At 37.8% G+C, this 22,903-nt stretch carries 24 protein-coding genes; 5 read left to right on the top strand and 19 right to left on the bottom strand.

Translation table 11 applies throughout. The annotated features are described in order from the left end of the window. Window positions 1-5 precede the first annotated feature (5 nt). Window positions 6-572 (bottom strand): nitroreductase family protein, encoded by a 567-nt coding sequence (locus J2S78_RS07060; RefSeq protein WP_306897356.1) that lies wholly within the window; start codon window positions 570-572, stop codon window positions 6-8. 513 nt (window positions 573-1,085) lie between these two features. Next, the gene (gene bioB / locus J2S78_RS07055; protein ID WP_306897354.1) at window positions 1,086-2,087 is read right to left on the bottom strand and encodes a biotin synthase BioB; all 1,002 of its coding nucleotides are present in this window, start codon (window positions 2,085-2,087) and stop codon (window positions 1,086-1,088) included. A gap of 215 nt (window positions 2,088-2,302) precedes the next feature. Here bioB and J2S78_RS07050 point away from each other — a divergent pair, with 215 nt between their 5' ends. Both J2S78_RS07050 and cbpB read left to right on the top strand, forming a co-directional pair. Then, on the top strand, window positions 2,303-2,608 hold the full coding sequence (locus J2S78_RS07050; protein ID WP_306897353.1) for a MerR family transcriptional regulator: 306 nt from the start codon (window positions 2,303-2,305) through the stop codon (window positions 2,606-2,608). Between the two features lie 167 nt (window positions 2,609-2,775). Then, the gene (cbpB, locus tag J2S78_RS07045) at window positions 2,776-3,219 is read left to right on the top strand and encodes a cyclic-di-AMP-binding protein CbpB (RefSeq protein ID WP_306897351.1); all 444 of its coding nucleotides are present in this window, start codon (window positions 2,776-2,778) and stop codon (window positions 3,217-3,219) included. Between the two features lie 112 nt (window positions 3,220-3,331). Here cbpB and J2S78_RS07040 read toward each other — a convergent pair whose 3' ends face one another. From J2S78_RS07040 to J2S78_RS07015, 6 genes are all read right to left on the bottom strand, one after another. Further along, a complete protein-coding gene (locus J2S78_RS07040) occupies window positions 3,332-3,751 on the bottom strand; it encodes a hypothetical protein (protein ID WP_306897349.1) in 420 nt (139 codons plus the stop codon). Between the two features lie 109 nt (window positions 3,752-3,860). After that, on the bottom strand, window positions 3,861-4,316 hold the full coding sequence (locus J2S78_RS07035) for a YlbF/YmcA family competence regulator (RefSeq protein WP_306897348.1): 456 nt from the start codon (window positions 4,314-4,316) through the stop codon (window positions 3,861-3,863). 60 nt (window positions 4,317-4,376) lie between these two features. Beyond that, the gene (locus J2S78_RS07030; protein ID WP_306897345.1) at window positions 4,377-4,793 is read right to left on the bottom strand and encodes a hypothetical protein; all 417 of its coding nucleotides are present in this window, start codon (window positions 4,791-4,793) and stop codon (window positions 4,377-4,379) included. Window positions 4,794-4,858: 65 nt separating this feature from the next. Continuing rightward, the gene (locus J2S78_RS07025) at window positions 4,859-5,080 is read right to left on the bottom strand and encodes a YlbE-like family protein (protein ID WP_306897343.1); all 222 of its coding nucleotides are present in this window, start codon (window positions 5,078-5,080) and stop codon (window positions 4,859-4,861) included. Window positions 5,081-5,094: 14 nt separating this feature from the next. Next, window positions 5,095-5,478: a spore coat protein YlbD gene (ylbD, locus tag J2S78_RS07020; protein ID WP_306897342.1), complete on the bottom strand. Its 384-nt coding sequence runs from the start codon at window positions 5,476-5,478 to the stop codon at window positions 5,095-5,097. Window positions 5,479-5,621: 143 nt separating this feature from the next. Next, window positions 5,622-6,050 carry a CBS domain-containing protein gene (locus tag J2S78_RS07015; RefSeq protein WP_306897340.1) on the bottom strand — a complete coding sequence of 143 codons (429 nt, stop codon included), beginning with the start codon at window positions 6,048-6,050 and terminating at the stop codon, window positions 5,622-5,624. A 160-nt stretch (window positions 6,051-6,210) separates the two neighbouring features. Between J2S78_RS07015 and J2S78_RS07010 the strand changes: the two genes are divergently transcribed. Further along, complete coding sequence (locus J2S78_RS07010) at window positions 6,211-6,573, top strand: YugN family protein (protein ID WP_125559303.1); 363 nt, start codon at window positions 6,211-6,213, stop codon at window positions 6,571-6,573. 165 nt (window positions 6,574-6,738) lie between these two features. Beyond that, entirely contained in the window at window positions 6,739-7,797 is a 1,059-nt protein-coding gene (gene ytvI / locus J2S78_RS07005; protein WP_306897338.1) for a sporulation integral membrane protein YtvI, read from the top strand. Between the two features lie 108 nt (window positions 7,798-7,905). On the opposite strand, the gene J2S78_RS07000 is transcribed toward ytvI, so the two are convergent. From J2S78_RS07000 to cyoE, 6 genes are all read right to left on the bottom strand, one after another. After that, window positions 7,906-8,451 carry a DUF420 domain-containing protein gene (locus tag J2S78_RS07000; RefSeq protein ID WP_306897336.1) on the bottom strand — a complete coding sequence of 182 codons (546 nt, stop codon included), beginning with the start codon at window positions 8,449-8,451 and terminating at the stop codon, window positions 7,906-7,908. A 140-nt stretch (window positions 8,452-8,591) separates the two neighbouring features. Continuing rightward, entirely contained in the window at window positions 8,592-8,936 is a 345-nt protein-coding gene (locus J2S78_RS06995; RefSeq protein WP_306897334.1) for a cytochrome C oxidase subunit IV family protein, read from the bottom strand. 3 nt (window positions 8,937-8,939) lie between these two features. Beyond that, the gene (locus J2S78_RS06990; RefSeq protein WP_306897332.1) at window positions 8,940-9,563 is read right to left on the bottom strand and encodes a cytochrome (ubi)quinol oxidase subunit III; all 624 of its coding nucleotides are present in this window, start codon (window positions 9,561-9,563) and stop codon (window positions 8,940-8,942) included. Window position 9,564: 1 nt separating this feature from the next. Then, window positions 9,565-11,421, bottom strand: coding sequence for a cytochrome c oxidase subunit I (gene ctaD / locus J2S78_RS06985; protein ID WP_306898743.1), 1,857 nt, complete (start codon window positions 11,419-11,421; stop codon window positions 9,565-9,567). Window positions 11,422-11,464: 43 nt separating this feature from the next. Next, window positions 11,465-12,619 (bottom strand): cytochrome c oxidase subunit II, encoded by a 1,155-nt coding sequence (gene coxB / locus J2S78_RS06980; RefSeq protein WP_306897330.1) that lies wholly within the window; start codon window positions 12,617-12,619, stop codon window positions 11,465-11,467. Window positions 12,620-12,766: 147 nt separating this feature from the next. Continuing rightward, a complete protein-coding gene (cyoE, locus tag J2S78_RS06975; protein ID WP_306898742.1) occupies window positions 12,767-13,672 on the bottom strand; it encodes a heme o synthase in 906 nt (301 codons plus the stop codon). A gap of 389 nt (window positions 13,673-14,061) precedes the next feature. Here cyoE and J2S78_RS06970 point away from each other — a divergent pair, with 389 nt between their 5' ends. After that, on the top strand, window positions 14,062-14,967 hold the full coding sequence (locus J2S78_RS06970; RefSeq protein WP_306897328.1) for a COX15/CtaA family protein: 906 nt from the start codon (window positions 14,062-14,064) through the stop codon (window positions 14,965-14,967). Window positions 14,968-15,008: 41 nt separating this feature from the next. Here J2S78_RS06970 and J2S78_RS06965 read toward each other — a convergent pair whose 3' ends face one another. The 5 genes from J2S78_RS06965 to glsA all read right to left on the bottom strand — a co-directional run bounded on the left by J2S78_RS06965 (window position 15,009) and on the right by glsA (window position 22,804). Further along, entirely contained in the window at window positions 15,009-16,178 is a 1,170-nt protein-coding gene (locus tag J2S78_RS06965; protein ID WP_306897326.1) for a GNAT family N-acetyltransferase, read from the bottom strand. Window positions 16,179-16,184: 6 nt separating this feature from the next. Beyond that, on the bottom strand, window positions 16,185-17,603 hold the full coding sequence (locus J2S78_RS06960) for a cryptochrome/photolyase family protein (RefSeq protein WP_306897324.1): 1,419 nt from the start codon (window positions 17,601-17,603) through the stop codon (window positions 16,185-16,187). Between the two features lie 68 nt (window positions 17,604-17,671). Further along, window positions 17,672-21,121 carry a pyruvate carboxylase gene (gene pyc / locus J2S78_RS06955; protein WP_306897323.1) on the bottom strand — a complete coding sequence of 1,150 codons (3,450 nt, stop codon included), beginning with the start codon at window positions 21,119-21,121 and terminating at the stop codon, window positions 17,672-17,674. A gap of 321 nt (window positions 21,122-21,442) precedes the next feature. Next, on the bottom strand, window positions 21,443-21,727 hold the full coding sequence (locus J2S78_RS06950) for an Fpa/YlaN family protein (RefSeq protein WP_125559281.1): 285 nt from the start codon (window positions 21,725-21,727) through the stop codon (window positions 21,443-21,445). 126 nt (window positions 21,728-21,853) lie between these two features. Further along, window positions 21,854-22,804, bottom strand: coding sequence for a glutaminase A (gene glsA / locus J2S78_RS06945; RefSeq protein ID WP_306897321.1), 951 nt, complete (start codon window positions 22,802-22,804; stop codon window positions 21,854-21,856). Between the last annotated feature and the right edge of the window lie 99 nt (window positions 22,805-22,903).

Below are 22,903 nucleotides of genomic sequence, written 5' to 3'. Positions count from 1 at the left end.
CCTGTTCAACTCAACCAATTCACTATTTCTGTACGATTGCGTTTCTTTTGCTCTGGAACATCTTCAGGATATCCAAGGTATAAAACAGCTACTATTTCCTCTTCTTCTCCAACACCAAGGATATCACGTACCTTTTGATCTTTCACCAACTGGCCTGTAGACCATTTTGTTCCTACCCCTTCAGTCCAAGCTGCTAATTGAAAATTTTGAATGGCGCAGCAAGTAGCAGCATAATCTTCCTTTTCCCTCACAGGATCCACGCTGTAACGATGTGTAGTAACAACAATTACCCATGGCAAGTTAACTATGTACGTATATGCCGATTCTCCTGCTCGTTTGGCCCGCTCAGAGTCTTGGTCTAGAAAACCTTCCCATTTTAATTCTTTTTTTCTTTGTGCAAGTTTTTCTTTAGTCTCACCCTTTACTGCATAAAAATGCCAGGGTTCTGTCATTTTATGATTTGGAGCCATGATAGCACAGTCCAAAGCTCTATCAATGACCGTCGAATTCACTTCTTCCTGTTTAAAAGAATAAATTGTGCGCCTTCTTAACAATCCTTCTATTAATTCCATCAGTTATCATCCTCTCCATAAGTAGAACTACTGCTGGATACCTCCCTTTCATTATAACCTGTGTACCTCTCTTCCTCCTAGAAATAATAATAAATTTCTAAGATAAACATAAGCAATGTTCAAGAAAAGATCACCCTTATTAAAAGTATCCTTCCATCGAAAAGGGGCTGGGACTAAACCTTTATAAGATAGAAAAATGCCGAACGATTTCACAAAATCGTTCGGCATTTTTCGTTCCTAAGACAAATCGCTGCGCCAAAATACTTCGCTTTCCGCGGGCACGGCTCGAGCCTCCTCGGCAGAAAACCCCTGCCTGCGGGGTCTCACTTCCGCAGGATGCGGTGGCTTCTACGTTTTACACAGGACGTGTGCGGTTTTAGTAGAAGTTCCTTCGTGCTTTTCCCGCAGGAGTCGAAGCATTTTGGCTCCGCTAATATGCAGCTCTTGACCAGCGCAAGACATTCGTGTTTACTACCGCATATTTTTCTTTTGTCCCAACCTCTTTTAAACATGTTAATATGTTTTCGACAGGGAAGGTTCATCAACACAAAATCCCATATCTTTAATCATTTGATGATCAGCTTTGACTTGCTGTCCCCCCGTTGTTAAATAATCTCCTACAAAAATAGAATTAGCTGGATAAAGAGCAAGTGGCTGTAATGTACGCAGGTTAACTTCTCTACCTCCAGCCACCCTTATTTCCTTATCGGGCATAATAAATCTTGCTGCCGCTATAATTTTTAGAGATCGTAACGGTCCAATTGTTTCCTTATCTTCAAGCGGCGTTCCCTCAACCGGGTGCAATAAATTAATTGGTACAGAGTCAGCTCCCCATTTTTTTAATTCAAAAAACGTTTCAATCAATTGCTCGTCAGTCTCTCCCATTCCTGCAATAACTCCAGAACATGGTGATATTTCTGCCTTTTTGGCGGCATGGATTGTATTTTCCCTATCTGCATATGTATGTGTAGTCGTGATTGCCTCATGGTGATCAACATGCGTATTTAAATTGTGATTATATCGATCCACTCCTGCATGTTTCAGACGTTCCGCTTGTCCTTCTTTTAAGATTCCAAGGCAGGCACAAACCGTCAAAGGCATTGTCGATTTAATATCTTTTACAGCACTCACAACCTGATCAATTTCCTTATTTGTTGGACCTCTTCCACTAGCAACTATACAATATGTTCCTGCCTTGCGCTCTAGCGCCTCTTCTGCACCACGAATGATCGATTCCTTATTCCATAACGGATACTTATCAACTGCAGTATCAGCGATGGATGATTGCGCGCAATATCCACAGTTTTCTGGACACAAACCACTTTTTGCGTTCACAATCATATTTAATTTTACTTCGTTTTTATAATAGTGATAACGAAGGGCATAAGCTGCATTTAATATTGACAGTAGCTCTCCATCACCCGCATGAAGTGTGTCTAATCCATCCTGTTTCGTCGCCGGAGTTCCTCTTAATATTTCATTAGCCAACAATGACCAGTCTCTTCTTCCACCCATAATAAGCCATCCTCTCTAAATTTTTGTTAACTTTAATTATATAAAGGTTAACATTAATGACGAATAGCGACAACCATCACTTTTATTATTTTATGTTAATTATCTTCTTCTTATATGTTAGTTTTTCTAACATATAGGCTTTTTTTTTATTTTTTATGTGATATATTTGTACACAGGGAGAGACATTTTAAGAATTTGAAAAGGAGCGCATCGATATGTCTTCTTACAAAGATAAAAAAGTCATTACGATTGGAGTTATGAGTGAATTAACAGGTCTATCTGAAAGAAAAATCCGCTATTACGAAGAAAGAAAGCTTGTATTTCCTGAACGTACTCAGGGTGGAACTCGTAAATATTCATTTGATGATGTCGAAAGACTTATAGATATAGCGGATAAAATGGAAGATGGAATGCAAACATTTGATATACGCCGAATGGAGCAGAAAAAACTTCCAAAAAAAGAGCTTCGTGAGCGAATGTTGCGGGGACAACTCAATGCCGCATTTAACATACGAAAATAAATCTTCTAAGAATAAATAAAAGAAAACGCTTTCATTAACACTTGACATATTACATTTCTGCCTCTAATATTAAATTGGGTTTTGAAAATCGGGAGCTTTTATTTTTTCTGTTTAGGGCCACTTTCTTTTGACGATAGTAAATTTATTTATAAGGAAAGAAAGTGATAATGTTGTTACAAACATTAAAAAACAGTCAGATTACCGATAATGAGATTAGCGAATTAATGATATCTCAAGAAAAAGTAGCACATGTTCAATCTAATAATCCTTTAGATCATGCACTTTTAGTTTTAATCAAGTCCGGTTACACATCTATTCCTGTACTCGACAAAGAATATAAAGTGCAAGGTCAAGTAGGCAAAGCTCAAATTCTTGATTCCATCTTAGGCATGGAACGCATTGAAATGGAACGGCTTCACGAATACTTTGTGTCGGATGTTATGACGGCGAAAGTTCCAAGAATGAAACAAGATGAAACGTTTGGTAAAGCATTAATGCTCTCTATCAATCATCCATTTGTTTGTATAGAAGATAATGATGGAGCATTTCTTGGCATCATGACACGTCGCTCCATCCTTGCCCTCATTCACCGTCACCTAGAGAAAATTTAAAAAAGTAACGATTCATGAATCGTTACTTATATAGGAAGTTGGCCCTCTAAAGTTAAAAACAAATGAGATTTTATGACAATCCGGAACACATATGTTCCGGATTTCTGCCTTACTAGGAAAAAAACTGTTTTAATGCTTTTTCTCTCGAACGAAACATTTGTTTTAACCCTGTTTTAACCATCCAAGATGGCACATAGCTTTTAAAATAAACATAATCTGTTATACCAGTTAGACATCCCCACTGGGTAAACAAATGTTTGTGTATCCAATCAATAAAAGGAAAAGGCAGTGACTGTCCTGCATCAATAAAATATATGGGCTCTTTTGATTCAATAATGTTTGCATACCAATAAAAGGTTAAAATACCGGCCTGTATCCGTAGTTTGATAAAGGACTCTCTTTCACTAGGAAGGACTTGGACCTTAGGAAATGTGGTTAATCGTTCTAACATATTGAGGTTTTGAAAAAAACTCCACACATCATACACATCCGCTTTAACAATGGTTTGATACGTAAAAATCCCTTGAAACATATTGTATTCCTCCTGAGAGGGACTAGGTGCAAATACTCTATAAAGAACCGGCCGGTAAAAACCGCCCGGTCCTCTTATTTATGTTATATTTTAATAATTCCTTACTATACTAAGAACATCCACAACTTCCGCCAGAGCCACATCCGCCGCTGCCACATGATCCAGAACCTTCATTTTCAAAATAAGGATTGTTTCCAGGGAGCTTAATCGTCGGAGAAACTATACCAGCAACTTCACCACAAACTTCATTCAATAACTCTTCTAAAGCTCTTTCTGCTCTTCTATAAGCAGCCACTGATTCATGCATATCCATTTCCCGTTTTACGGTACGAATTTCTTTAGATATCGTTTTGTAATCAGGATGATATTTTCCGAAACGTTGAACCTCTTCATACCTATCTTTCTCAGCCGAAAATTTAGAAATGAGACGCTGAGCTTCTTCATCTTCATCCATACGTCTACGCGCATTTTTATACTCTATAAAAACCTCGGACTGAAGAATAATTTGTCCAAGCTGGGCAGATTCATCAAGCAGATCAACTGGAGTTGAAATAACTGCAGACATGTGAACACCTCCATCTATTCATTGTAACACGTTTACGTCTTACGATTGAAGAAGAAGATATTATGAAGACGGGATTTCTACTTCAAATTCTATCGATTGTTTCTTTGAATCTCCATCATATGACTTTGGTGTAACCTCCATTTTATGCGTACCAGGAGGTAAATTTTTCATCATAAAAGCTGCTTGACCCATTTCTGCCGCCTTTTCTCCATTCATTTTCACCACTAAGAAACCATGTCCACTCTTTTCTTCTTTTGATAACGAAAAACCAGGAACAATACACTCCACTAGTAAGTCTGAATTTTTGATTTTATATTGAAGCGTCCAATCTTTTGTTTCTGATTCTTTAACATCTGCTACAGGAATGGTTCTAATTTCTATTTCTTCTGTGTAATCTGATGCTTCTGTTTCCTCAATAAAGTATCCTATAGATGTAAATATTATAGTGATACTTAATATTTTCATTAAACGTTTCATACTTAAAACCTCCCTTTGCTTCTTTAGTATGCAGCAAAAGAAGGTTTTTAAACGGCAATATTCAATTATTTCAATAGACGCATAATCATTGATATAGTATTAATATTTTTTTGCCATCTTTCTAGTTGTTGTGGGAAGGTCTGACCATGATATTGACGAGCCGCCTCGACAAATTGTGGAAGTGAATCGGGATGTCTATTTAATGTTCTATACCAACTCGGGTGAAAACGGATAAATTCTTTGTATTCTGATTTTGACTGAATGAAATGATAACAATTTGGATGCATGAGGTCACCCCTTTTTAAAATCCTCTAAAAGAAAACGGATCTTGTGGTGATTTAGGAGGGCCGGATGGCTTTTGAAAATGCTGTAATGCTTGTTGTACATTCCCCATCATACCGCTAAATTGAGAAATTTGCTTTTGTAGATCTTCCACATTTATTTGTCCTAATGTTTTCATTATCGCCGACAATGAGTCTGTTTGTCCGTTTTCTGTCCCTTTGTCCTTTTGGTTATCTTTTCTTTTAAATGAGGACCAATCCTCATGATCCTCTCCTAATATAACCCAATCTTGGTAAAGCTGATTCCAGGTTCTTTTTCCTTCTCTCACTTCTCTTATCAACAGAGGATGCTGATATAAAAACTCACGAAATTCATAAACGGACTCATGAATGGAATCACTCATGTATAAGACACCTCCTACATTAACTATTTGATACCATACTACTCAACTGTCCTTGGTTCGTTCGCCCATTTTTTAATAAACGACAAGTTATATAAAAAAAGGTTTACCTCCCTTTTTTAAAAGAAAAGTAAACCCGATATCTTTTAGTGATGAACTTCTGGTCTTTCTGAGATTTCATTTAAAGCAAAAGAAGCCTCTTCATCCGTGCCATCGTCGACGGCAAGATCTCCAAGAGCTGCTATCCCGATTAATTGTTGATTTTCCACAATAGGAAGTCTGCGTATTTGTTTTTCCGCCATCATACGAGCCGCTTCATGCACGTTCATATCAGGCTCTGCAGTTATAATACTAGAACTCATAACTTCTGAAATTTTTGTTGTTTCCGGTTTCTTTTCCGCAATACAACGGAGAACAATATCACGATCAGTAATCATCCCCATTAGATTTCGATCTTCTGTAACAGGTATGGATCCAATATGATACTCTTTCATTTTCTTTGCAGCTTCATACACCGTTTCTTCTGGTTTGCATGTTTCAACATCAGTAGTCATTACTTCTTGAATATTCGACATGAATGATTATCCTCCTTATTATTAATTCAATTATTACTATTAACCGAAGTTCATGTATTTATTCTTCATGTTCACATATAATAGCGTTGCATCTTCTGTTTATTCGTATTATGATTAAATTAGCTAAATAGTTGTTAACCACTGTGCAGGAGGGTATTATATGAAAATTGAAGATTTTGATTTCCATGGTAAAGAATTCAACTTTGGAAGTTTAGTTCACGTGATGGAAAATAACGGATTCATTCACGAAGGACAATGGGATTATGAACGCGTCACATTTGATTACAAAATGCTCGATAAAACCGATGACGCTACTTATTTTTTACGTGTTCAAGCAATTGCCATAAAGGGAGAAATTCCAAAAGAAGACGCTGAAGTAAGATTACTTACTCCTTTTTTCGGACGACACTACTATCCCCACGGCATTGAATATGATGAAGATTTTCCAGATAAAGTAATCAATAAATGTAAACAAAAGATAGAAAGTGTTTATAACGAACTGGTGGAAGCAGAACAAGCCTAGTGGCAGCCATACATAGGTCAAACCGGATGAATCATTGCATTCACCGGTTTTTTTCAAGATAACGCAGTCACAAAGGACGTTTTTCTGTTCTTTTTTCATCATTCATACTATAATAAAGACACATAGAACGGTTAGAAACAAGGACTTTTCGAAAGGGGATTGGCTGTGGCGTCGCTTTTTAACAAAAAAATAATTCTACGTATATTATCTATCATCATCCTAATAGTCGGAGCTTACTTTATTCTGCCTGTGTCCGGTCCAATTATACTTGCATTATTAACGGCACTGTTTTTATCTCCAATTGTCAGACTGCTTCATGAAAAAATGAGGATGTCCAGAGGTATAGCTGTGGTCACCGTTTTCATTTCATTCTTATTAGCAGTTTCCTTATTTGGTTACTTTGTAATAACCCAAGTTGTTGCACAAGCAGTATATTTTATCGATAACTTTCCCGGCTATGTCAATGATTTAAACCAAGCATTATTAAGTTTACAATCTCGCATCGATACAGCTTATCAAGATATGAATCTTCCACCTGAGGCGATTCAGCAAATCAACACACAAATCATAGATGGGCTAGAAGGCTGGAGAGAAAAACTACTAGCATTTGTTGACGAAATTCCAGGTATGCTTGCTTCCATTCCCGGCTTTATTGTGTCTTTTCTCGTTTATCTAATAGCCTTATTCTTATTTTTAACAGACTTACCACGGTTAAAAAAGAAAATGTACTCTTTTTTGAAAGAAGATTCTGCTGAAAAGTTTAAATTTATGACATCCAGATTATCTTATGTGATACTTGGATTCTTTAAAGCCCAGTTTTTAGTGAGTATTATTATATTTATTGTAACGCTGATAGGATTGTATATTTTCACTCCGGATGTTGCATTACTAATGGCGATTCTTATCTGGTTAATTGATTTTATACCTATCATTGGTTCCATCGCCATATTGGCTCCATGGGCTTTATATCATTTTATTGCCGGAGACATTGTGCTTGGCACACAACTTATAGGACTTGGTGTTGTACTATTAATCATTCGTCGTACAGTAGAACCAAAAGTAATGGGAAGTCATATCGGACTTTCTGCACTAGCCACTCTCATCTCGCTGTATATCGGGCTATCATTACTAGGGGTCATTGGATTTATAGTAGGCCCACTGACTGTTATTGCATTCACCTCCGCTAGAGAAGCTGGTATTATTAAGTTTAACTTTAAGATTTAACATTAAAAACCCCTGAACTATTGTCAAAAGCGTAGTTCAGGGGTTTTATTATAAAAATAATACACGAGGTTATGTTTTGACTTAAGAGGCGGGGATGTAAAAACAGGGTTAGTAGTACGGTGAAATCATAATATAAACGATGACCCCCGTGACACTTACATAAAGCCATATCGGCATTGTCCAACGCGCGATTTTACGATGTTTTGCTACTTGATATTTTATACCTCGTAAAAATGTAATAACCGCAAGTGGCACAATAACAATCGCCAAAATAATGTGCGAAATGAGAATGAAATAATACACGCTTTCTAACCAGCCGGATCCACCATATTCTGTTGATTCTGCTAGATAATGATAAACGAGATAAGTAACTAGAAATAGAGATGTTGTCGTGAATGCTGCGTATATAAAACGACGGTGCATTTTAATGTTTTTACGTAAAATAAAAAACAGAGCCATCAGTAAAAAAACAGTTGTAAAACTATTAAATATTGCATTTAACATTGGCAAAATGGTTAAATCAAACCCAATTCCTTCATCATTGCCATCCATGAAAAACAAAATAGTAATTAACCCATTTATCACTATAGTTAAAATTACTGCAATCCATACATTTGTTTTATCATTCACATGGTTTTCCTTATTCGTCGACATCTATCCAACCCCCTTTTGAAATACTCTTATCATTTATTCCCATTATACAAAATATAATCCACTTCCATAGTGTAAATCTCTAACGATACAGTGAACAAAAAACTGCTCCTATCCAAAAGATAAGGAGCAGTTTCGTTACTTTAATATTTAGTAACACCGAGCAGCAACACAAGTGCAATAACAGCCGGCGTTGCCACAACAATTCCTGTCAGCATAAAAGCATTCGGCCATTGGTGATCTTTATCTTTCAGATGCATGAAATAAAACAATTGAAGGACAAATTGAACAACAGCCAGAAGCAGGATGAATGGAATCGCGAAACTCGGTTCTATCATTTCCATCCCTACCGCTATGAATGCCAACACTGTTAAAAAAATCATAAACGCGAAAGTTATAATCTGTACACGTCTTTCCCGATTCATTTTCATCAGTTCTTCCTTAGACAATGAGCTTTCTGTAAACGGTTTTGAAAGTTCATCTGACATCCGTTACGCACCTCCTATTGACATTAAATAAACAACTGTAAAAATGAACACCCAAACAACGTCGATAAAGTGCCAATATAAACTAGCTAGATAAAACTTTGGTGCATTTGTTAATGTGATACCGCCAGTCCGGCTATAGCGAATCATTAAGGTGATAAACCAGCTTAAACCAAATACAACGTGAGCCCCGTGCAGACCGACAAGAGTGTAAAAGGAAGAAGCAAAGGCACTAGTGGTGTACCCTAAACCATGATGTAGATATTCATAGAATTCATATATTTCAAAACCAAGGAATCCTAATCCTAGCACTACCGTAATTGCCGTTAATATCATCATATTCTTAAAATTGTTTTTCTTCATAGAAAACATTGCGAGTACGCTTGTTAACGAACTTGTTAACAATAACATTGTCATAATGAAGACCAAAGGCAGGGAGAATAACTCGTCTGCCGTAGGTCCCGCTGCTGTTCCTTCCTTCAACCCGAGAAATGTCCCAAAAAAGGTAGCAAACATTATTGTTTCCCCACCTAGGAAAACCCAAAATCCTAAAAATTTATTTTTACCTTCTAATGTTGCCTTTTCCGGGTTAGATGGTAATCCTTTAGATACATCTACAGAATCTGACATGTTAACTTACCTCCTTTTCGATTTTCTTAACTTTATCGAGAGGTATGTGGTAGCCGTGATCTTCTTTAATAGACCGTACTAGCATGGACCCAAAAGTAACGACAAATCCAACGCCTATCACAATAGCCGGTGGCATAATAGGATTTTCCATATTTAACATAATCATGCCAAATCCCCAAATGAATAATCCTAAGCCTATCATGAATGGCAGAATGGAACCGTTTGGCATATGAATCTCATCCATAGGTTCCGCTGATTTCATCAATCCATCGCCATGTATTTTTTCATAAAACCAAGGATCCAATGAACGAACCTGAGGTGTCTGCGCAAAGTTATATTCTGGTACAGGTGTTGTAGTAGACCATTCCAGCGTTCTTGCATCCCACGGATCGCGTACAGCAACACGTTCTGATGTGAATGCTGAGTAAACAATATTAATGACTAGTACAACAACTCCCGCACCCATTAAGAAAGCACCGATTGTTGAGACAAGGTTCATTGTTTCCATACCTTGACCATCCAAATATGTGAACACACGTCTTGGCATACCAATCAGACCGAGGATATGTTGAATAAAGAAGGTCAGATGAAATCCAATGTAGAATAACCAGAACATCAGAATACCTAACTTTTCGTTAAGTTTATGGCCGAACATTTTTGGATACCAATAATACGTACCAGCTAATAATCCGAGTACAATACCACCTACAACAATATAGTGGAAGTGAGCAACCACAAAGTAAGTGTCATGATACAAGTAATCTATAGGAACCATCGCAAGCATAACACCCGTGACTCCACCAAGTACAAACGTTGGCACAAAGGAAGAAGCACAGAGCATTGCTGTATTAAATGTTAATTTCCCTCCCCACATGGTAAATAGCCAATTAAATATCTTAATACCAGTAGGAATACCAATTGCCATTGTAGCTATTGCAAAAACGGAGTTGGTTATAGGACCAATTCCTACAGTGAACATGTGGTGAACCCATACCATGAACGATAAAAATGCAATAATAAGTGTTGCAAATACCATAGCAGTGTAGCCAAATAATCTTTTTTTAGAAAAGGCCGGGATTACTTCAGAAATAATACCGAATGCAGGCAGTACTAGTATATATACTTCAGGATGCCCGAATATCCAAAAAATATGCTGCCAGAGCACTGCATTACCACCGGAATCCGGAACGAAAAATTGTCCTCCAAATATACGATCGAGCATAAGCAGGGCCAACCCTGCTGCAAGTGGTGTGAACGCAAACACGATAAGAATCGATGTGACAAGACCAGTCCAACAAAACAGCGGCATTCTCATCATCGTCATACCTGGAGCGCGCATGTTAATGATTGTAACGATAAAGTTAATCGCAGATACCAATGTACCAATACCACTTATTTGTAAACCGAGAACATAGAAATCCAAACCTAAATCAGCATATTCTCCACTCGAAAGGGGGACATAAGCTGTCCAACCAGCATCTGGCGCTCCCCCAAAGAACCAACTTACACTTACTAATAATCCCCCGAAAAAGAAAATCCAAAATCCAAGAGCATTTACAAAGGGAAATGCCACATCCCGTGCTCCGATTTGTAAAGGAATCACAAAGTTCATGAAAGCAAAAATTAACGGTGTTGCTGCCAGAAATAACATTATTGTTCCGTGCATAGTGATAAACTCATTAAACGTTTGACCGGTTAAAAAATCATTTTCCGCTGACATGAGCTGAATTCGCATAAATAAAGCCATAACACCAGCTTTTACAAAAAACAGTGTACCTGCAATTAAATACAACACAGCAAGTTTTTTATGGTCGACGGTCGTCAGCCAGTCCCATAAGACACTTTTATTATTATTCATAGAAGCAGTAGCTGTTGCCACAAGATTTACCTCCTTTTTAATGTTATTCTAATTCATCTTCGACACTTAAAGAATTTAAATAGTCGATAATCGCGTCCATATCTTCATCATTCATATCTGGAAATGCTGGCATATTATTGCCCTGCTTAAATGATTCCGGATCACGAATCCATGCTTCAAGATTTTCGTCACTTACATCAATAACATTCGCGATTTTTTCACGATCGGCAAAGTTCGATAATGATGGTCCTTGACCTGTACCTTGTCCTTCAACTGCGTGACATCCAATACAGCCCTGATCTTCAAAAGCTTGACGTCCGTCAGACATTGTGGAATCCTGAGTATCTTCCTCTTGAGATTCTTCAGTTGCTCCTCCACCTTCTGACTCTTCGGCTGAAGACTCTTGTTCACCAGACATTTCTTTTGCCCAAACTTCGTACTCATCAGGTTCCATCGCAACTACTTTAAAGTCCATTAATGCATGGGAAGGTCCACATAATTCAGCACATTTCCCTTTATACACACCAGGTTCATTGGCTTCAAGCCACATACTGTTTTCTACACCTGGTATGGTATCAATTTTCCCCCCAAGAGCCGGTACCCAGAATGAATGAATAACGTCACTTGCAGTTAAATTAAACCAAACTTTCTCTCCAGTAGGGATGTAGACTTCATTACCAGCTGAAAATCCTTCTGGATAATCAAATTGCCACCAAAATTGATGACCAGTCACATCGATTACAATTGCTGCATCTTCTTCTTCTACTTCTTCACCGTTTTCTTCACCATCTTCGCCTTCTGCACTTTCCCCTTCTTCACCGCTTGATCCAGCAGCCTCTGGTGCTTCTTCGGCCATGTTATATGTACCTGCAATAGTTGGTACTGCAAGTATAGCAAGTAAAAAGACTGGAATAATTGTCCAAGTTAATTCTAACGTCTTACTCCCTTCAACTTGCTTTGGTATTTCTTCATCGCCTTCTTTTTTTCTAAACTTGATGACTGCAATAAAGAATAGTGTGAAAACAACAATAATTACTAATGCCATGACATATAAACTGAGAATCATGTTGTCAAGGATCCATTCAGCCTGTGGGCCATATGGATCTAAAGCTGTTAATTTGTCTTCCCCACAGCCTGCCAACAGAAAAAACATGGCTGATAAAGGAAGAAAACGCCACAATCCTATGCGTCCTTTCATAGAGTAATCAAACCTCTCTTTCGCTAAGTATTTTGTATTATGGTATTTACAGCTATTATCCTACACCTTCAGCCTGTGTATATTCAGGATATTCAGGAAAGAAAAAGACTATATACAGTCTATTTTCTACCTGAAAACAAGCCTCCCCTATAGGTGGACAACAACCATAACTACAAACAATATTGTCATGTAATTAAGAGAATACACAAACATGAGTCGTGCCCATTTTACATCATCTTTCATTTTAAAGCCAACTAACCCCAAGGCTAGCCATCCGACTCCTAAAACGCTGGCGCAGACAATATAAATCACACCAAACTCATACAATAGTAAAGAAATAGGTAACAACGTGGCAACGTATAATACTATTTGTCTTTTTGTCATCGCAAATCCTGCGACAACAGGAAGCATTGGCACTCCTGCTGCGCGATATTCTTCACATCTCTTCATAGCAAGAGCTAAGAAATGAGGCGGCTGCCAAATAAACATAATAGAAAACAATAGCCAAGCATATATATGCAAGCTTGGTTCAATTGCTGCCCATCCAATTAACGGAGGTACAGCTCCAGAAAAACTACCGGCGACTGTATTTAATGTTGATACTCGTTTTAGCCATATTGTGTAAACGAGTACATACACAATCAAACCTATCACAGATATAAGAGCTGCTACTGGTTCTACAGCCCCTAGTATCATAATTCCCAAAGCGGCTTCAGATAATCCGGCAATGAGCACATTGGAAGGTTTTAACTTCCCAGTTACCGTTGGCCTTTCTTTAGTGCGTTCCATCACTGGATCGATATCCCTGTCAATAAAATTGTTGAGCGTGCATCCACCTGCCATTACCAATCCAGCACCAACTAATGTCAAGATAAGAATATGCATATTTTGCATTAATTGAAAGTCAGTATTATATACAGAAGCCAGAAATAATCCAGCAAATACAGTAACAAGATTGGAATTGACAATACCCATTTTCGCAAGAGTCACATAATCTCTCCAGGACTTATCTTTTGCATCTATTGCTTCTTCATCCATATGAGACCCTTCCATGTCTGAGGAATTAATGGCTGTATTCGTCTTATCCAAACCTTTCACCCCCTTTTAAATTGGCGGTCAGGAACAATTATCTCATAAAGAAACCAGGTAACTCGACAGGTTTCCCTGATATTCTTCACTAATAATCAGATTGTACCACAAAACCACACAATGAGAGAAACAGCAATTATGCTTTTCACCCAATATCATACTATAAACATTATATCCTAAACTCATTATTGTTTCATTAATTTAGAAAGTTTCACACTATCTTCACATTTTATATCCTTATTAAAATGTTCACTCTTTTAAAATTGACTTTTTTCCCGTATTTTCATTACGATAAGTATATTAAGAAATATAAAGGAAAGTCTTTCTCCTATAAGACGAGGAGGTGATTAAAATTGCATAAAGGACTTAAAATATTTGGTATTATTACTTCTATCGGCATGTTGATTGTTTTATTACAAGGGGCTCTAGTTACAAAAACTGGTTCCGGTGACGGGTGTGGTGCCACTTGGCCATTATGCTTTGGTGAACTTGTTCCACAAACTCAAACGATGGAAACTTTGATTGAATATACTCATAGAGCTTGGTCGGGTTTAATGGGTCTTTTTGTTATTATATTGGCTATATGGTCATGGAACAAATTGTCACATATGAGAGAAACAAAATTTATGGCTTTAATGGCAGTCTTGTTTATCATTTTCCAAGGTTTGATGGGAGCAGGTGCTGTAATTTGGGGTAATTCCGATATCGTACTTGCTCTGCATTTTGGAATATCGGCCATTTCTTTTGCTTCTGTTGTTTTGCTAAATATACTTGCATTTGAAGATAAAAAGCACGCTCCGGTAATTAGTGTTTCAAGAAAGTATCGAAACTATTTGTTTTTCGTACTTATTTACTGCTATATCGTTATTTACACGGGGGCATACGTGAAACACACGGATGCTACATATGTATGTAGTGGATTCCCTCTCTGCAATAATGAGTTTTTACCTGACCTTAATGGTACATTGGGGTATCAAATAGGTATTCAATTGACTCACCGTATAGCTGCTATTTCACTAAGCATTGTTATCCTTATTTTGTGGATATGGACGATTTCGAAGTTTCGTCATTATAAAAGTCTCGTTTGGGGAAGTACAGCTGTACTCGTCCTTGTAATCATACAAGGTACGGCAGGAGTATCAATATTATACGCTAATACTTATTTGACACCGGCATTGTTTCACTCTTTGACCATTAGTATATTATTTACTGTGTTATGTTATTTAGGAATGGTTAGTACTCGTAAAAAGAGCTATTAAAAAGGTGGAGCCATCGCGCTCCACCTTTTTAATGCTCTCATCTAGAAAAAGTCATATATAAAGGGTTTTTCCTTAACGATAACACGCTCTAGTTTCTCCTTATCTTGTTCAGTAGCTTTTATTTTGTTGGTAGCGATTCCCGTTTCAACAGAAATATATCCTAGTAACACAGCTGCTGCAGTATTAATATCCATTGTTATCTTTGCTTCTGTTACATTTGAAAGCTTTGTTACCTCGATACTACACTCCTCTTTTTTTATTGAGAAAACACCATTGTTCCATGAACAATTTTTGTCTGTAGTCTCTATCGTAAGCTCTTCTCCGTATTCTAGGTGAAACGGATATTGTTCCAGAAAAGCTTTCATGTCCACTATACGAGCCATAAAATAACTGTCTCTCGTTTCTTTAATCATTGGATCAGGAAGCATAAATCGAGTAGGATCTTCTGTAGTCGTCTTTATTTTCGCACCTTCAATCATGGAATCGTGATTAGCAATAAAACTCCACAATTGAGCACGGGCGTTCTCATCTATTGCGATGAATTCATGAATGGTCATATAACGTTCTTTCACTTTATATATAAGGTACCCTTTATCTATTCCCTCTTCATCTTTATAGACAGCAATTTGACCTTTTTTTTGCTTCAACACAGTATAACGCCACCACGATTCGGTACGGTTCACCATGCCGTTGAACTGATATGCAAAAGCTTGATAAATGTCTTGCAGTATTGGCCACTGAGCAGGCGGAATACGCCGAATTGTCCCGTTTGTAATTTCTCCTTTTTTCGGCAGTTGTTCTTTTTTAATTTCCCAAGTAACAGTATCAGCAAACAACTCCCAACCGAACTTTCGATAAAATCCAATGGAAAACGGATAAAGAAAAGAAAGAACGTACCCGCGTTCTCTCATATCCAACAGCGCTGCATCAAGCAACTTTCTCACTAAACCACCACGGCGAGATTCCGGCCAGGTCGCAACACTTGATATTCCTCCCATCGGCAGACTTGCTCTGCCTACGAACACATTTACAGGTAGAATGGTTAGTTTAGACAAAAGTTGCCCATTTTCTTCTGCAATCCATGTATTTTCGGGTTTCATCATCCGCTCATGATTTTTCTTTTCTTCCTTTGAAAATTCGAATTGAAACGCAAATTGATCTAACTCCAGACTCTGCCGCATTTGTGAAGCATTCATTTTTCTAATATCCATGTAATATTAAACTCCTTTAAAGATGTTAATTGCTCGAGTTCGTGCTGCCTTATGATCAATATCAGGTTTTGGATAATCTTGGTCGAGTATGCAATGAAACTGTTCTTGTAAAGTACTGTCGATTTTCCACGGTTCATGAATATAAGTAACAGGAACGTCTTTTAACTCCGGAATGTACCGTTTAATATACGTACCTTTCGGGTCGAAACGTTCGCTTTGGCGAGTAGGAGAAAAAACACGAAAATATGGCACCGCATCAGTACCTGTTGAAGCCGCCCACTGCCATCCGCCGGGATTAGAAGAAGAGTCATAGTCAATTAATTGTTTCCTAAAATAGTCCTCTCCCCGTCTCCAATCGAACAAGTAATCTTTCACAAGAAAAGAAGCCGCAATCATCCGTCCTCGGTTATGCAGCCAGCCTTCAGAATTTAATTGACGCATAGCAGCATCGACAATAGGAAAACCTGTTTCCCCTTTTTTCCATTTCTCCCATTGTTCCTCATTAAACTTCCACTGCATATTTCGATATTTTTCTTTTAATTCCTGCTTTTTTAGATAAGGGTAATGAACATGGATCATATTATAAAAATCGCGCCAGGCTAATTCTGTTAAAAAAGCTTCCGCCCCGCGTCTCCCCTCTTCAATAGAAGACGCCATGCTGTCGTAAATCGTCCTAACTGAAATCCGACCAGTTTTTATAAATGGAGACAATTTACTTGTACCGTCACTTTCCAGTTTGTCTCTTTCTTCGTCATAGCCCATTAAAGTTTCTTTGAGAAACCAATCCAGCCGAGTGTGTGCATCACTTTCATAAATGGCGTTCCAATGCACCTCACTTTGATAGATAAAGTCATGAAGTATATCTTTCTTTTTTGTTTGAGGAATACTTAAGGAAGCTTGCTTGTCTTTCCATTTCGCCAAATAACAAGGATATGGTCTAGGTTTTTGTAGTGTTCTCCACTTTTTTAAATATGGGGTGAAAACCTCGTAGTACTCCCCATCTTTTTTTCTTACTTCCGACGAATCATGAAAATGGGCATCTTTAAAAGAATGCATTTTTACACCTTTACCGCTTAAATAATCTGATATTTCCGTGTCACGATTTGCCTCTTCTGACGCTTCATCTTCGTTAAAATACACATCGGATATTTCAGGCACATAATAAATCAATTCGGAAAATGCAGTATGTACATCTCCATATATATAATATAAGTGAATCCCATTGCTTTCACATTCTTCTTCAAATGCTTTGACGTTTTGAAAAAAATAGGCATGATGTAGACATTGTTCATTTAGAAACGAAGAGTCTAAATGAAATATCGCAACCCAAGTGGCATCACTATCTTCTGATAAGGCTTTTTCTAATTCGTACATTGCTTTGTTATCAGACAAACGCAAATCTCTTCTAAACCAAAGAACCCTCATCTTTCTCTTCTCCAGCTCCTCACAATAAAAAGGGAAGCCCCAGTTATAGGGACAACCCTCTTTTCTTATTATTTATCAAGCTCTATTAACAAGTCACCGGATTCAATAGTATCACCGTCTGTTACGTGAACATTTTTAATTTCTCCATCAAATGGGGCTTGTACTGTAGTTTCCATCTTCATAGCTTCCGTAATCATGAGATGGTCCCCTTTCTTTACTTTTTCTCCCTTTTCAACGAGTTTTTTAACAACCGTTCCAGGCATCGAAGCTCCAATTTGATTTGGATTTGTTTTATCAACTTTAGGGCGTTCCGCTTCTGTAGTTTTTGCATTTTGATCTTTAATAATAACTTCACGCGGTTGCCCGTTCAATTCAAAATACACAATACGATTACCGTTTTCTTGCGGCTTAGATATAGAAATAAGTTTAACGATAAGGGTCTTTCCTTGTTCTATCTCTACTTCAATTTCTTCACCTAACCGTAGACCATAGAAGAACGTCGGAGTATCTAGAACAGATACATCTCCAAATTGTTGACGGAATCGCTCAAAATCCATGAACACTTTTGGATACAACGCATACGAAATCATATCATGACTTGTTACTTGACGATCAAGTTTATGGTACAAATCTTCTTTTATTTCTTGGAAGTTAATTGGCTCTAGGTTTTCACCAGGTCTATTTGTAATTGGTTCTTTTCCTTTAAGAATAATCCGTTGCAACTCTTTCGGAAATCCTTGATAAGGTTGACCGAGGTGACCCTGGAACAATTCTACTACGGAGTCAGGAAAGTCAAGATTCTCCCCATTCTCGTAGACATCATCTTCAGTCAAATCATTTTGAACCATGTAAAGTGCCATATCTCCAACTACTTTAGATGAAGGTGTAACTTTTACGATATCACCAAACATATCATTCACTCGACGATACATGTCTTTGACTTCATTCCAACGTCCTTTAAGTCCAACAGCTTTCGCCTGCTGCTGCAAGTTACTATATTGGCCTCCTGGCATTTCATGCTCATAAACTTCTGTATGAGGAGAGTTCATGCCACTTTCAAACCCTTGATAATACTTTCTTGTATAATCCCAATATTGACTCAATTCTTCGAGTGCTTTGATATCAATGTTAGGCTGGCGTTCTGTTCCCTTCAAAGCATAATACAAACTATTTGCGCTTGGTTGAGATGTCAGGCCTGCCATTGAACTAACAGCCACATCGACAATGTCCACACCAGCTTCAATAGCACGGGCATAAGAGAAAATACCGTTGCCGCTTGTATCATGTGTGTGCAGATGTACTGGTATATCAATCGTCTCTTTCAGCTCTGTAATTAGCTGATAAGCAGCTTCTGGCTTTAATAAACCTGCCATATCCTTAATACCCAGAATGTGAGCACCTGCTTGTTCAAGTTCTTTTGCCAGATTTTTATAGTATTTTAGGTCGTACTTATCACGGTGTGGATTTAAAATATCACCTGTGTAACACATAGAGGCTTCTGCAATTTTATTTTGTTCCCGCACTTCATTGATTGTGAGCTTCATGCCGTCAACCCAGTTCAATGAATCAAAGATACGGAAAACATCGATACCCGCACTTGCTGACTTTTCAACAAATTCTTTAATGACATTATCCGGATAGTTTTTGTATCCTACAGCATTTGAAGAACGCAATAGCATTTGCATCAGCACGTTTGGCATTTTTTCTCTTATTTGCAAAAGACGTTCCCATGGATCTTCATGCAAAAAGCGCATTGCCACATCGAATGTTGCACCGCCCCACATTTCTTCAGAAAATAAATTTGGAAGCAGTCTTGCCGTAGGTTCAGCTGCCTTCTTCAAGTCATTTGTGCGAAAACGTGTTGCAAGCAAGGATTGGTGAGCATCCCGGAATGTTGTATCTGTTAAAAGTACTTCTTTCTTATTTTTTACCCAATCGGCTAAACCTTCCGGACCTTGGCGATCCAACACCTGTTTGGCTCCTTCAGGAACTGGTTCACTGCGCTTAATAGTCGGCAGTTCCGGCTGTTCAAATATAGGCTTTTTATCATTTTCCAAACCTGGATAGCCATTAATAATAGTCTCTCCGATAAATGTAAGCATCTTCGTTCCACGGTCTTTTCGTTTCGGAAACACGAACAGTTCAGGTGTGGAATCAATAAAGGATGTGTCATATTCACCAGATAAAAAGTTTTCATGTTGCACAACATTTTCTAAAAAGGCAATATTTGTTTTAATACCACGAATTCGGAATTCTCTTAGATTCCGAAGCATTTTTGCTGCAGCACCTTCAAAACTCAGTGACCACGTTGATACTTTCACTAATAAAGAGTCATAGTGAGGTGTAATCACAGCACCTTGAAACCCGTTTCCGGCATCTAAACGAACGCCAAAACCGCCACTAGAACGATAGGCATTAATTTTCCCGGTGTCAGGGAGGAAATTATTTGATGGGTCTTCGGTTGTCACACGAGATTGAATTGCATAACCGATTGTCTTGATATTATCTTGGTTCGGTAAAGCAAGTTCTTTATCATGAAGTGTTTTACCAGCAGCAATATATAATTGCGATTGAACGATATCAACACCAGTAATCATTTCTGTAATCGTGTGCTCAACCTGGATTCTAGGATTCACCTCAATAAAGAAAAATTCTTCCTTATCGTTAACGAGAAATTCTACTGTACCAGCATTTCTATATTTTATATTATTAGCTAGTTTCACAGCCGCATCGCAAATGTCTTCACGAAGCTTTTCGCTCAAGGCTACACTCGGAGCAATTTCTACAACTTTTTGATGACGACGCTGTACGGAGCAATCTCTTTCATACAGGTGAACAATATTTCCCTCGTTATCTCCGAGAATTTGCACTTCAATATGCTTTGGATTTTCAATGAACTTTTCTACATACACAATGTCGCTTCCAAATGCAGATTTTGCCTCAGATTTTGCTCGATCATACGCCTCGTTTAATGATTCCGGATTACGAACAATTCTCATTCCTCGTCCGCCACCGCCAAGAGACGCTTTAATAATAAAAGGATAGCCGTGGTTTTCAGCAAATTGTTTCACTTCTTCAATTCCGGAAACAGGACCATCACTTCCCGGAATTACCGGAATATCTGCTTTTATTGCTGTCTCACGGGCTTTTACTTTATCACCAAACATGTTTAGATGTTCAGTCCCTGGACCGATAAATATAATACCTTCTTGTTCACAACGCTCTGCGAATTCAAGATTTTCTGACAAAAATCCATATCCCGGATGAATTGCATCTACATCATTCGCTTTAGCTGTTTCAATGATACTTTCAATATCTAAGTAGGCATCTATCGGTTTTTGACCTTCTCCGACAAGATAAGCCTCATCTGCTTTATAACGGTGAAATGCACCTGTATCTTCTTTCGAATAAATCGCAACCGTGCGAATATGTAATTCGGTGCAGGCGCGGAAAATTCTTATTGCAATTTCACCGCGGTTTGCCACCATAACTTTTCTAATGTTTCCTAAGCCATTCATCAAATTCCTCCTTGGTATAGTTACTCTCCACTCAGTCAGATATACAAAGAGCTATATCCCTTTTGTTTTTTACTGACAATTCTAAATATAATTTATCATAACACTTCTAAAAAATCTGTCAAAAAAATTTGTTTCTAAAAATCATTGTATGAGTAAAAATTCCTTATTGCAAAGCAATTTTTAAGATATTTGAAAGATCGCTTTGCAACAAGGAAAACGTAGCTTGAGAAAATCTCCCAAGATCCGCCCCACATTTTATAAATTCTTTCTCTTATCTTTTAAAAAAGAACCAAGCTACTCCGTGGAATAGCCTGGTTCCAGTTATTTGCTACCGATCGCTGCTTCATGGAACGCTGATAGTTTTCGTTCAAGTTCCGATAAAATTTGTTTGCCCGTTTCTTCGTCTATTAAGTTTAAACGGATAGCAAAATCAATTTCACGAGAAAGACCAAACATTTGCGTATCCAAAACCTCTTCATAAAGAGGGCATTGCGGCAGTGTAAGATTGTCCATTTGTACTTCGATTAACTTACGGATCCGTTCTGCGTCGGCTTTAAGCAAGGCGAATGCTTTTTCTTTATGTTCCGTTTGCGCCTCTACGCTCAAGGTGATCCCTCCTACTTATTAGCTCCTGTACCCTATCTTATCGACTATATCAAAAAAATGCAACAGAACGTAGGAAGAATACTATAAAATTTTTCAGACATTCCTAAAATCGTCTAGTAAACATGACTAACTATTTCGATATGTGCTAAATATACTTAAGTTGTAGTCATCGGAAATCTTTTCTAAAAATTGAACACCAGCTGCACTGTTTCCTTTACTATCAAGCGGAGGACTGTATACACCTATACCCGTTCCATCTTTAAGTCCGCTTAAAAGTGCACCTGAAACGCCACTTTTTGTTGGAATTCCAGCTTTCATTGCAAATGAACCCGAAGCATTATACATGCCGCATGTAATCATGAATGTGGTTATTATTTTTGCAATGCGTGCTGGAATAATACTTTTTTGATTATTATGGTTTTTTCCATTATTTCCTATAATACTTCCGATTTTTGCTAAATCTTCACAACTTACTAATATCGAACACTGTCTAATATACGCGTCTAATATCGTTTCTACGTCTCCTGCCAGGATTCCGTGACTTTTCATAAAATAACATAAAGAACGATTTAAGTTGGCATTTTTCTTTTCAGAAGCCGCCGTTTTTTCACAAACTTGTATGCTTTTATTACCTGTTAATTCACGAATAAATCGAAGTAATCGGTTAATTTTTTCCTCTGCTGTATCTCCGGCTAATAAACTTGTCACCACAAGAGCTCCGGCGTTAATCATTGGGTTCAAAGGTTTGGAGGGATTTTCTTCTTCTAATGCTTGTACTGTGTTAAATGGATCGCCTGTAGGTTCCATTCCCACTTTAGAAAAGATTGTATCTTCACCTTGATCCATTAATGCAAGCGCAAGGCTTAATATTTTAGAAGAACTTTGCATAGTAAAAAGAACGTCTGTATCCCCCGCTTCTATTCTTTCCCTTCCATTATATATCACACATCCAAAATCATTAGGATTAGACTCCTTCAACGCCGGAATATAAGAAGCTATTTTTCCTTTCTTAGCAACGGATCGAATCTTATTCACTAGCGCCGTTAATTCCTCCTGTTTAATAAACAAATCATCCATAAGGCCGCCCCTTTTTACATCTATCCTATGTTAAATCTTAGTTTGAACGAGTGACTCTGTTCTCATACAGAAAAGAAAATATGTTAGGATAAGTTTGAT

Source organism: Salibacterium salarium, from assembly GCF_030813635.1.
GTDB classification, from domain to species: Bacteria; Bacillota; Bacilli; order Bacillales; family Marinococcaceae; genus Salibacterium; species Salibacterium salarium.
This window is presented reverse-complemented; position numbering and strand designations above follow the sequence as displayed.

What these genes read in the sequence shown, in the direction of transcription:
- glsA (WP_306897321.1), bottom strand. Translation starts at nt 22,804, where the DNA reads ATGGATGATTTGTTTATTAAACAGGAGGAATTAACGGCGCTAGTGAAT.
- J2S78_RS07035 (WP_306897348.1), bottom strand. Translation starts at nt 4,316, where the DNA reads ATGTCTGCAGTTATTTCAACTCCAGTTGATCTGCTTGATGAATCTGCC.
- J2S78_RS07030 (WP_306897345.1), bottom strand. Translation starts at nt 4,793, where the DNA reads ATGAAACGTTTAATGAAAATATTAAGTATCACTATAATATTTACATCT.
- ctaD (WP_306898743.1), bottom strand. Translation starts at nt 11,421, where the DNA reads ATGAATAATAATAAAAGTGTCTTATGGGACTGGCTGACGACCGTCGAC.
- J2S78_RS07040 (WP_306897349.1), bottom strand. Translation starts at nt 3,751, where the DNA reads ATGTTTCAAGGGATTTTTACGTATCAAACCATTGTTAAAGCGGATGTG.
- cyoE (WP_306898742.1), bottom strand. Translation starts at nt 13,672, where the DNA reads ATGGAAGGGTCTCATATGGATGAAGAAGCAATAGATGCAAAAGATAAG.
- J2S78_RS07025 (WP_306897343.1), bottom strand. Translation starts at nt 5,080, where the DNA reads ATGCATCCAAATTGTTATCATTTCATTCAGTCAAAATCAGAATACAAA.
- bioB (WP_306897354.1), bottom strand. Translation starts at nt 2,087, where the DNA reads ATGGGTGGAAGAAGAGACTGGTCATTGTTGGCTAATGAAATATTAAGA.
- coxB (WP_306897330.1), bottom strand. Translation starts at nt 12,619, where the DNA reads ATGAAAGGACGCATAGGATTGTGGCGTTTTCTTCCTTTATCAGCCATG.
- J2S78_RS06995 (WP_306897334.1), bottom strand. Translation starts at nt 8,936, where the DNA reads ATGTCAGATGAACTTTCAAAACCGTTTACAGAAAGCTCATTGTCTAAG.
- cbpB (WP_306897351.1), top strand. Translation starts at nt 2,776, where the DNA reads ATGTTGTTACAAACATTAAAAAACAGTCAGATTACCGATAATGAGATT.
- J2S78_RS07010 (WP_125559303.1), top strand. Translation starts at nt 6,211, where the DNA reads ATGAAAATTGAAGATTTTGATTTCCATGGTAAAGAATTCAACTTTGGA.
- J2S78_RS07060 (WP_306897356.1), bottom strand. Translation starts at nt 572, where the DNA reads ATGGAATTAATAGAAGGATTGTTAAGAAGGCGCACAATTTATTCTTTT.
- J2S78_RS06990 (WP_306897332.1), bottom strand. Translation starts at nt 9,563, where the DNA reads ATGTCAGATTCTGTAGATGTATCTAAAGGATTACCATCTAACCCGGAA.
- J2S78_RS06960 (WP_306897324.1), bottom strand. Translation starts at nt 17,603, where the DNA reads ATGAGGGTTCTTTGGTTTAGAAGAGATTTGCGTTTGTCTGATAACAAA.
- ylbD (WP_306897342.1), bottom strand. Translation starts at nt 5,478, where the DNA reads ATGAGTGATTCCATTCATGAGTCCGTTTATGAATTTCGTGAGTTTTTA.
- pyc (WP_306897323.1), bottom strand. Translation starts at nt 21,121, where the DNA reads ATGAATGGCTTAGGAAACATTAGAAAAGTTATGGTGGCAAACCGCGGT.
- J2S78_RS07000 (WP_306897336.1), bottom strand. Translation starts at nt 8,451, where the DNA reads ATGTCGACGAATAAGGAAAACCATGTGAATGATAAAACAAATGTATGG.
- J2S78_RS07050 (WP_306897353.1), top strand. Translation starts at nt 2,303, where the DNA reads ATGTCTTCTTACAAAGATAAAAAAGTCATTACGATTGGAGTTATGAGT.
- J2S78_RS06965 (WP_306897326.1), bottom strand. Translation starts at nt 16,178, where the DNA reads ATGGATATTAGAAAAATGAATGCTTCACAAATGCGGCAGAGTCTGGAG.
- J2S78_RS07015 (WP_306897340.1), bottom strand. Translation starts at nt 6,050, where the DNA reads ATGTCGAATATTCAAGAAGTAATGACTACTGATGTTGAAACATGCAAA.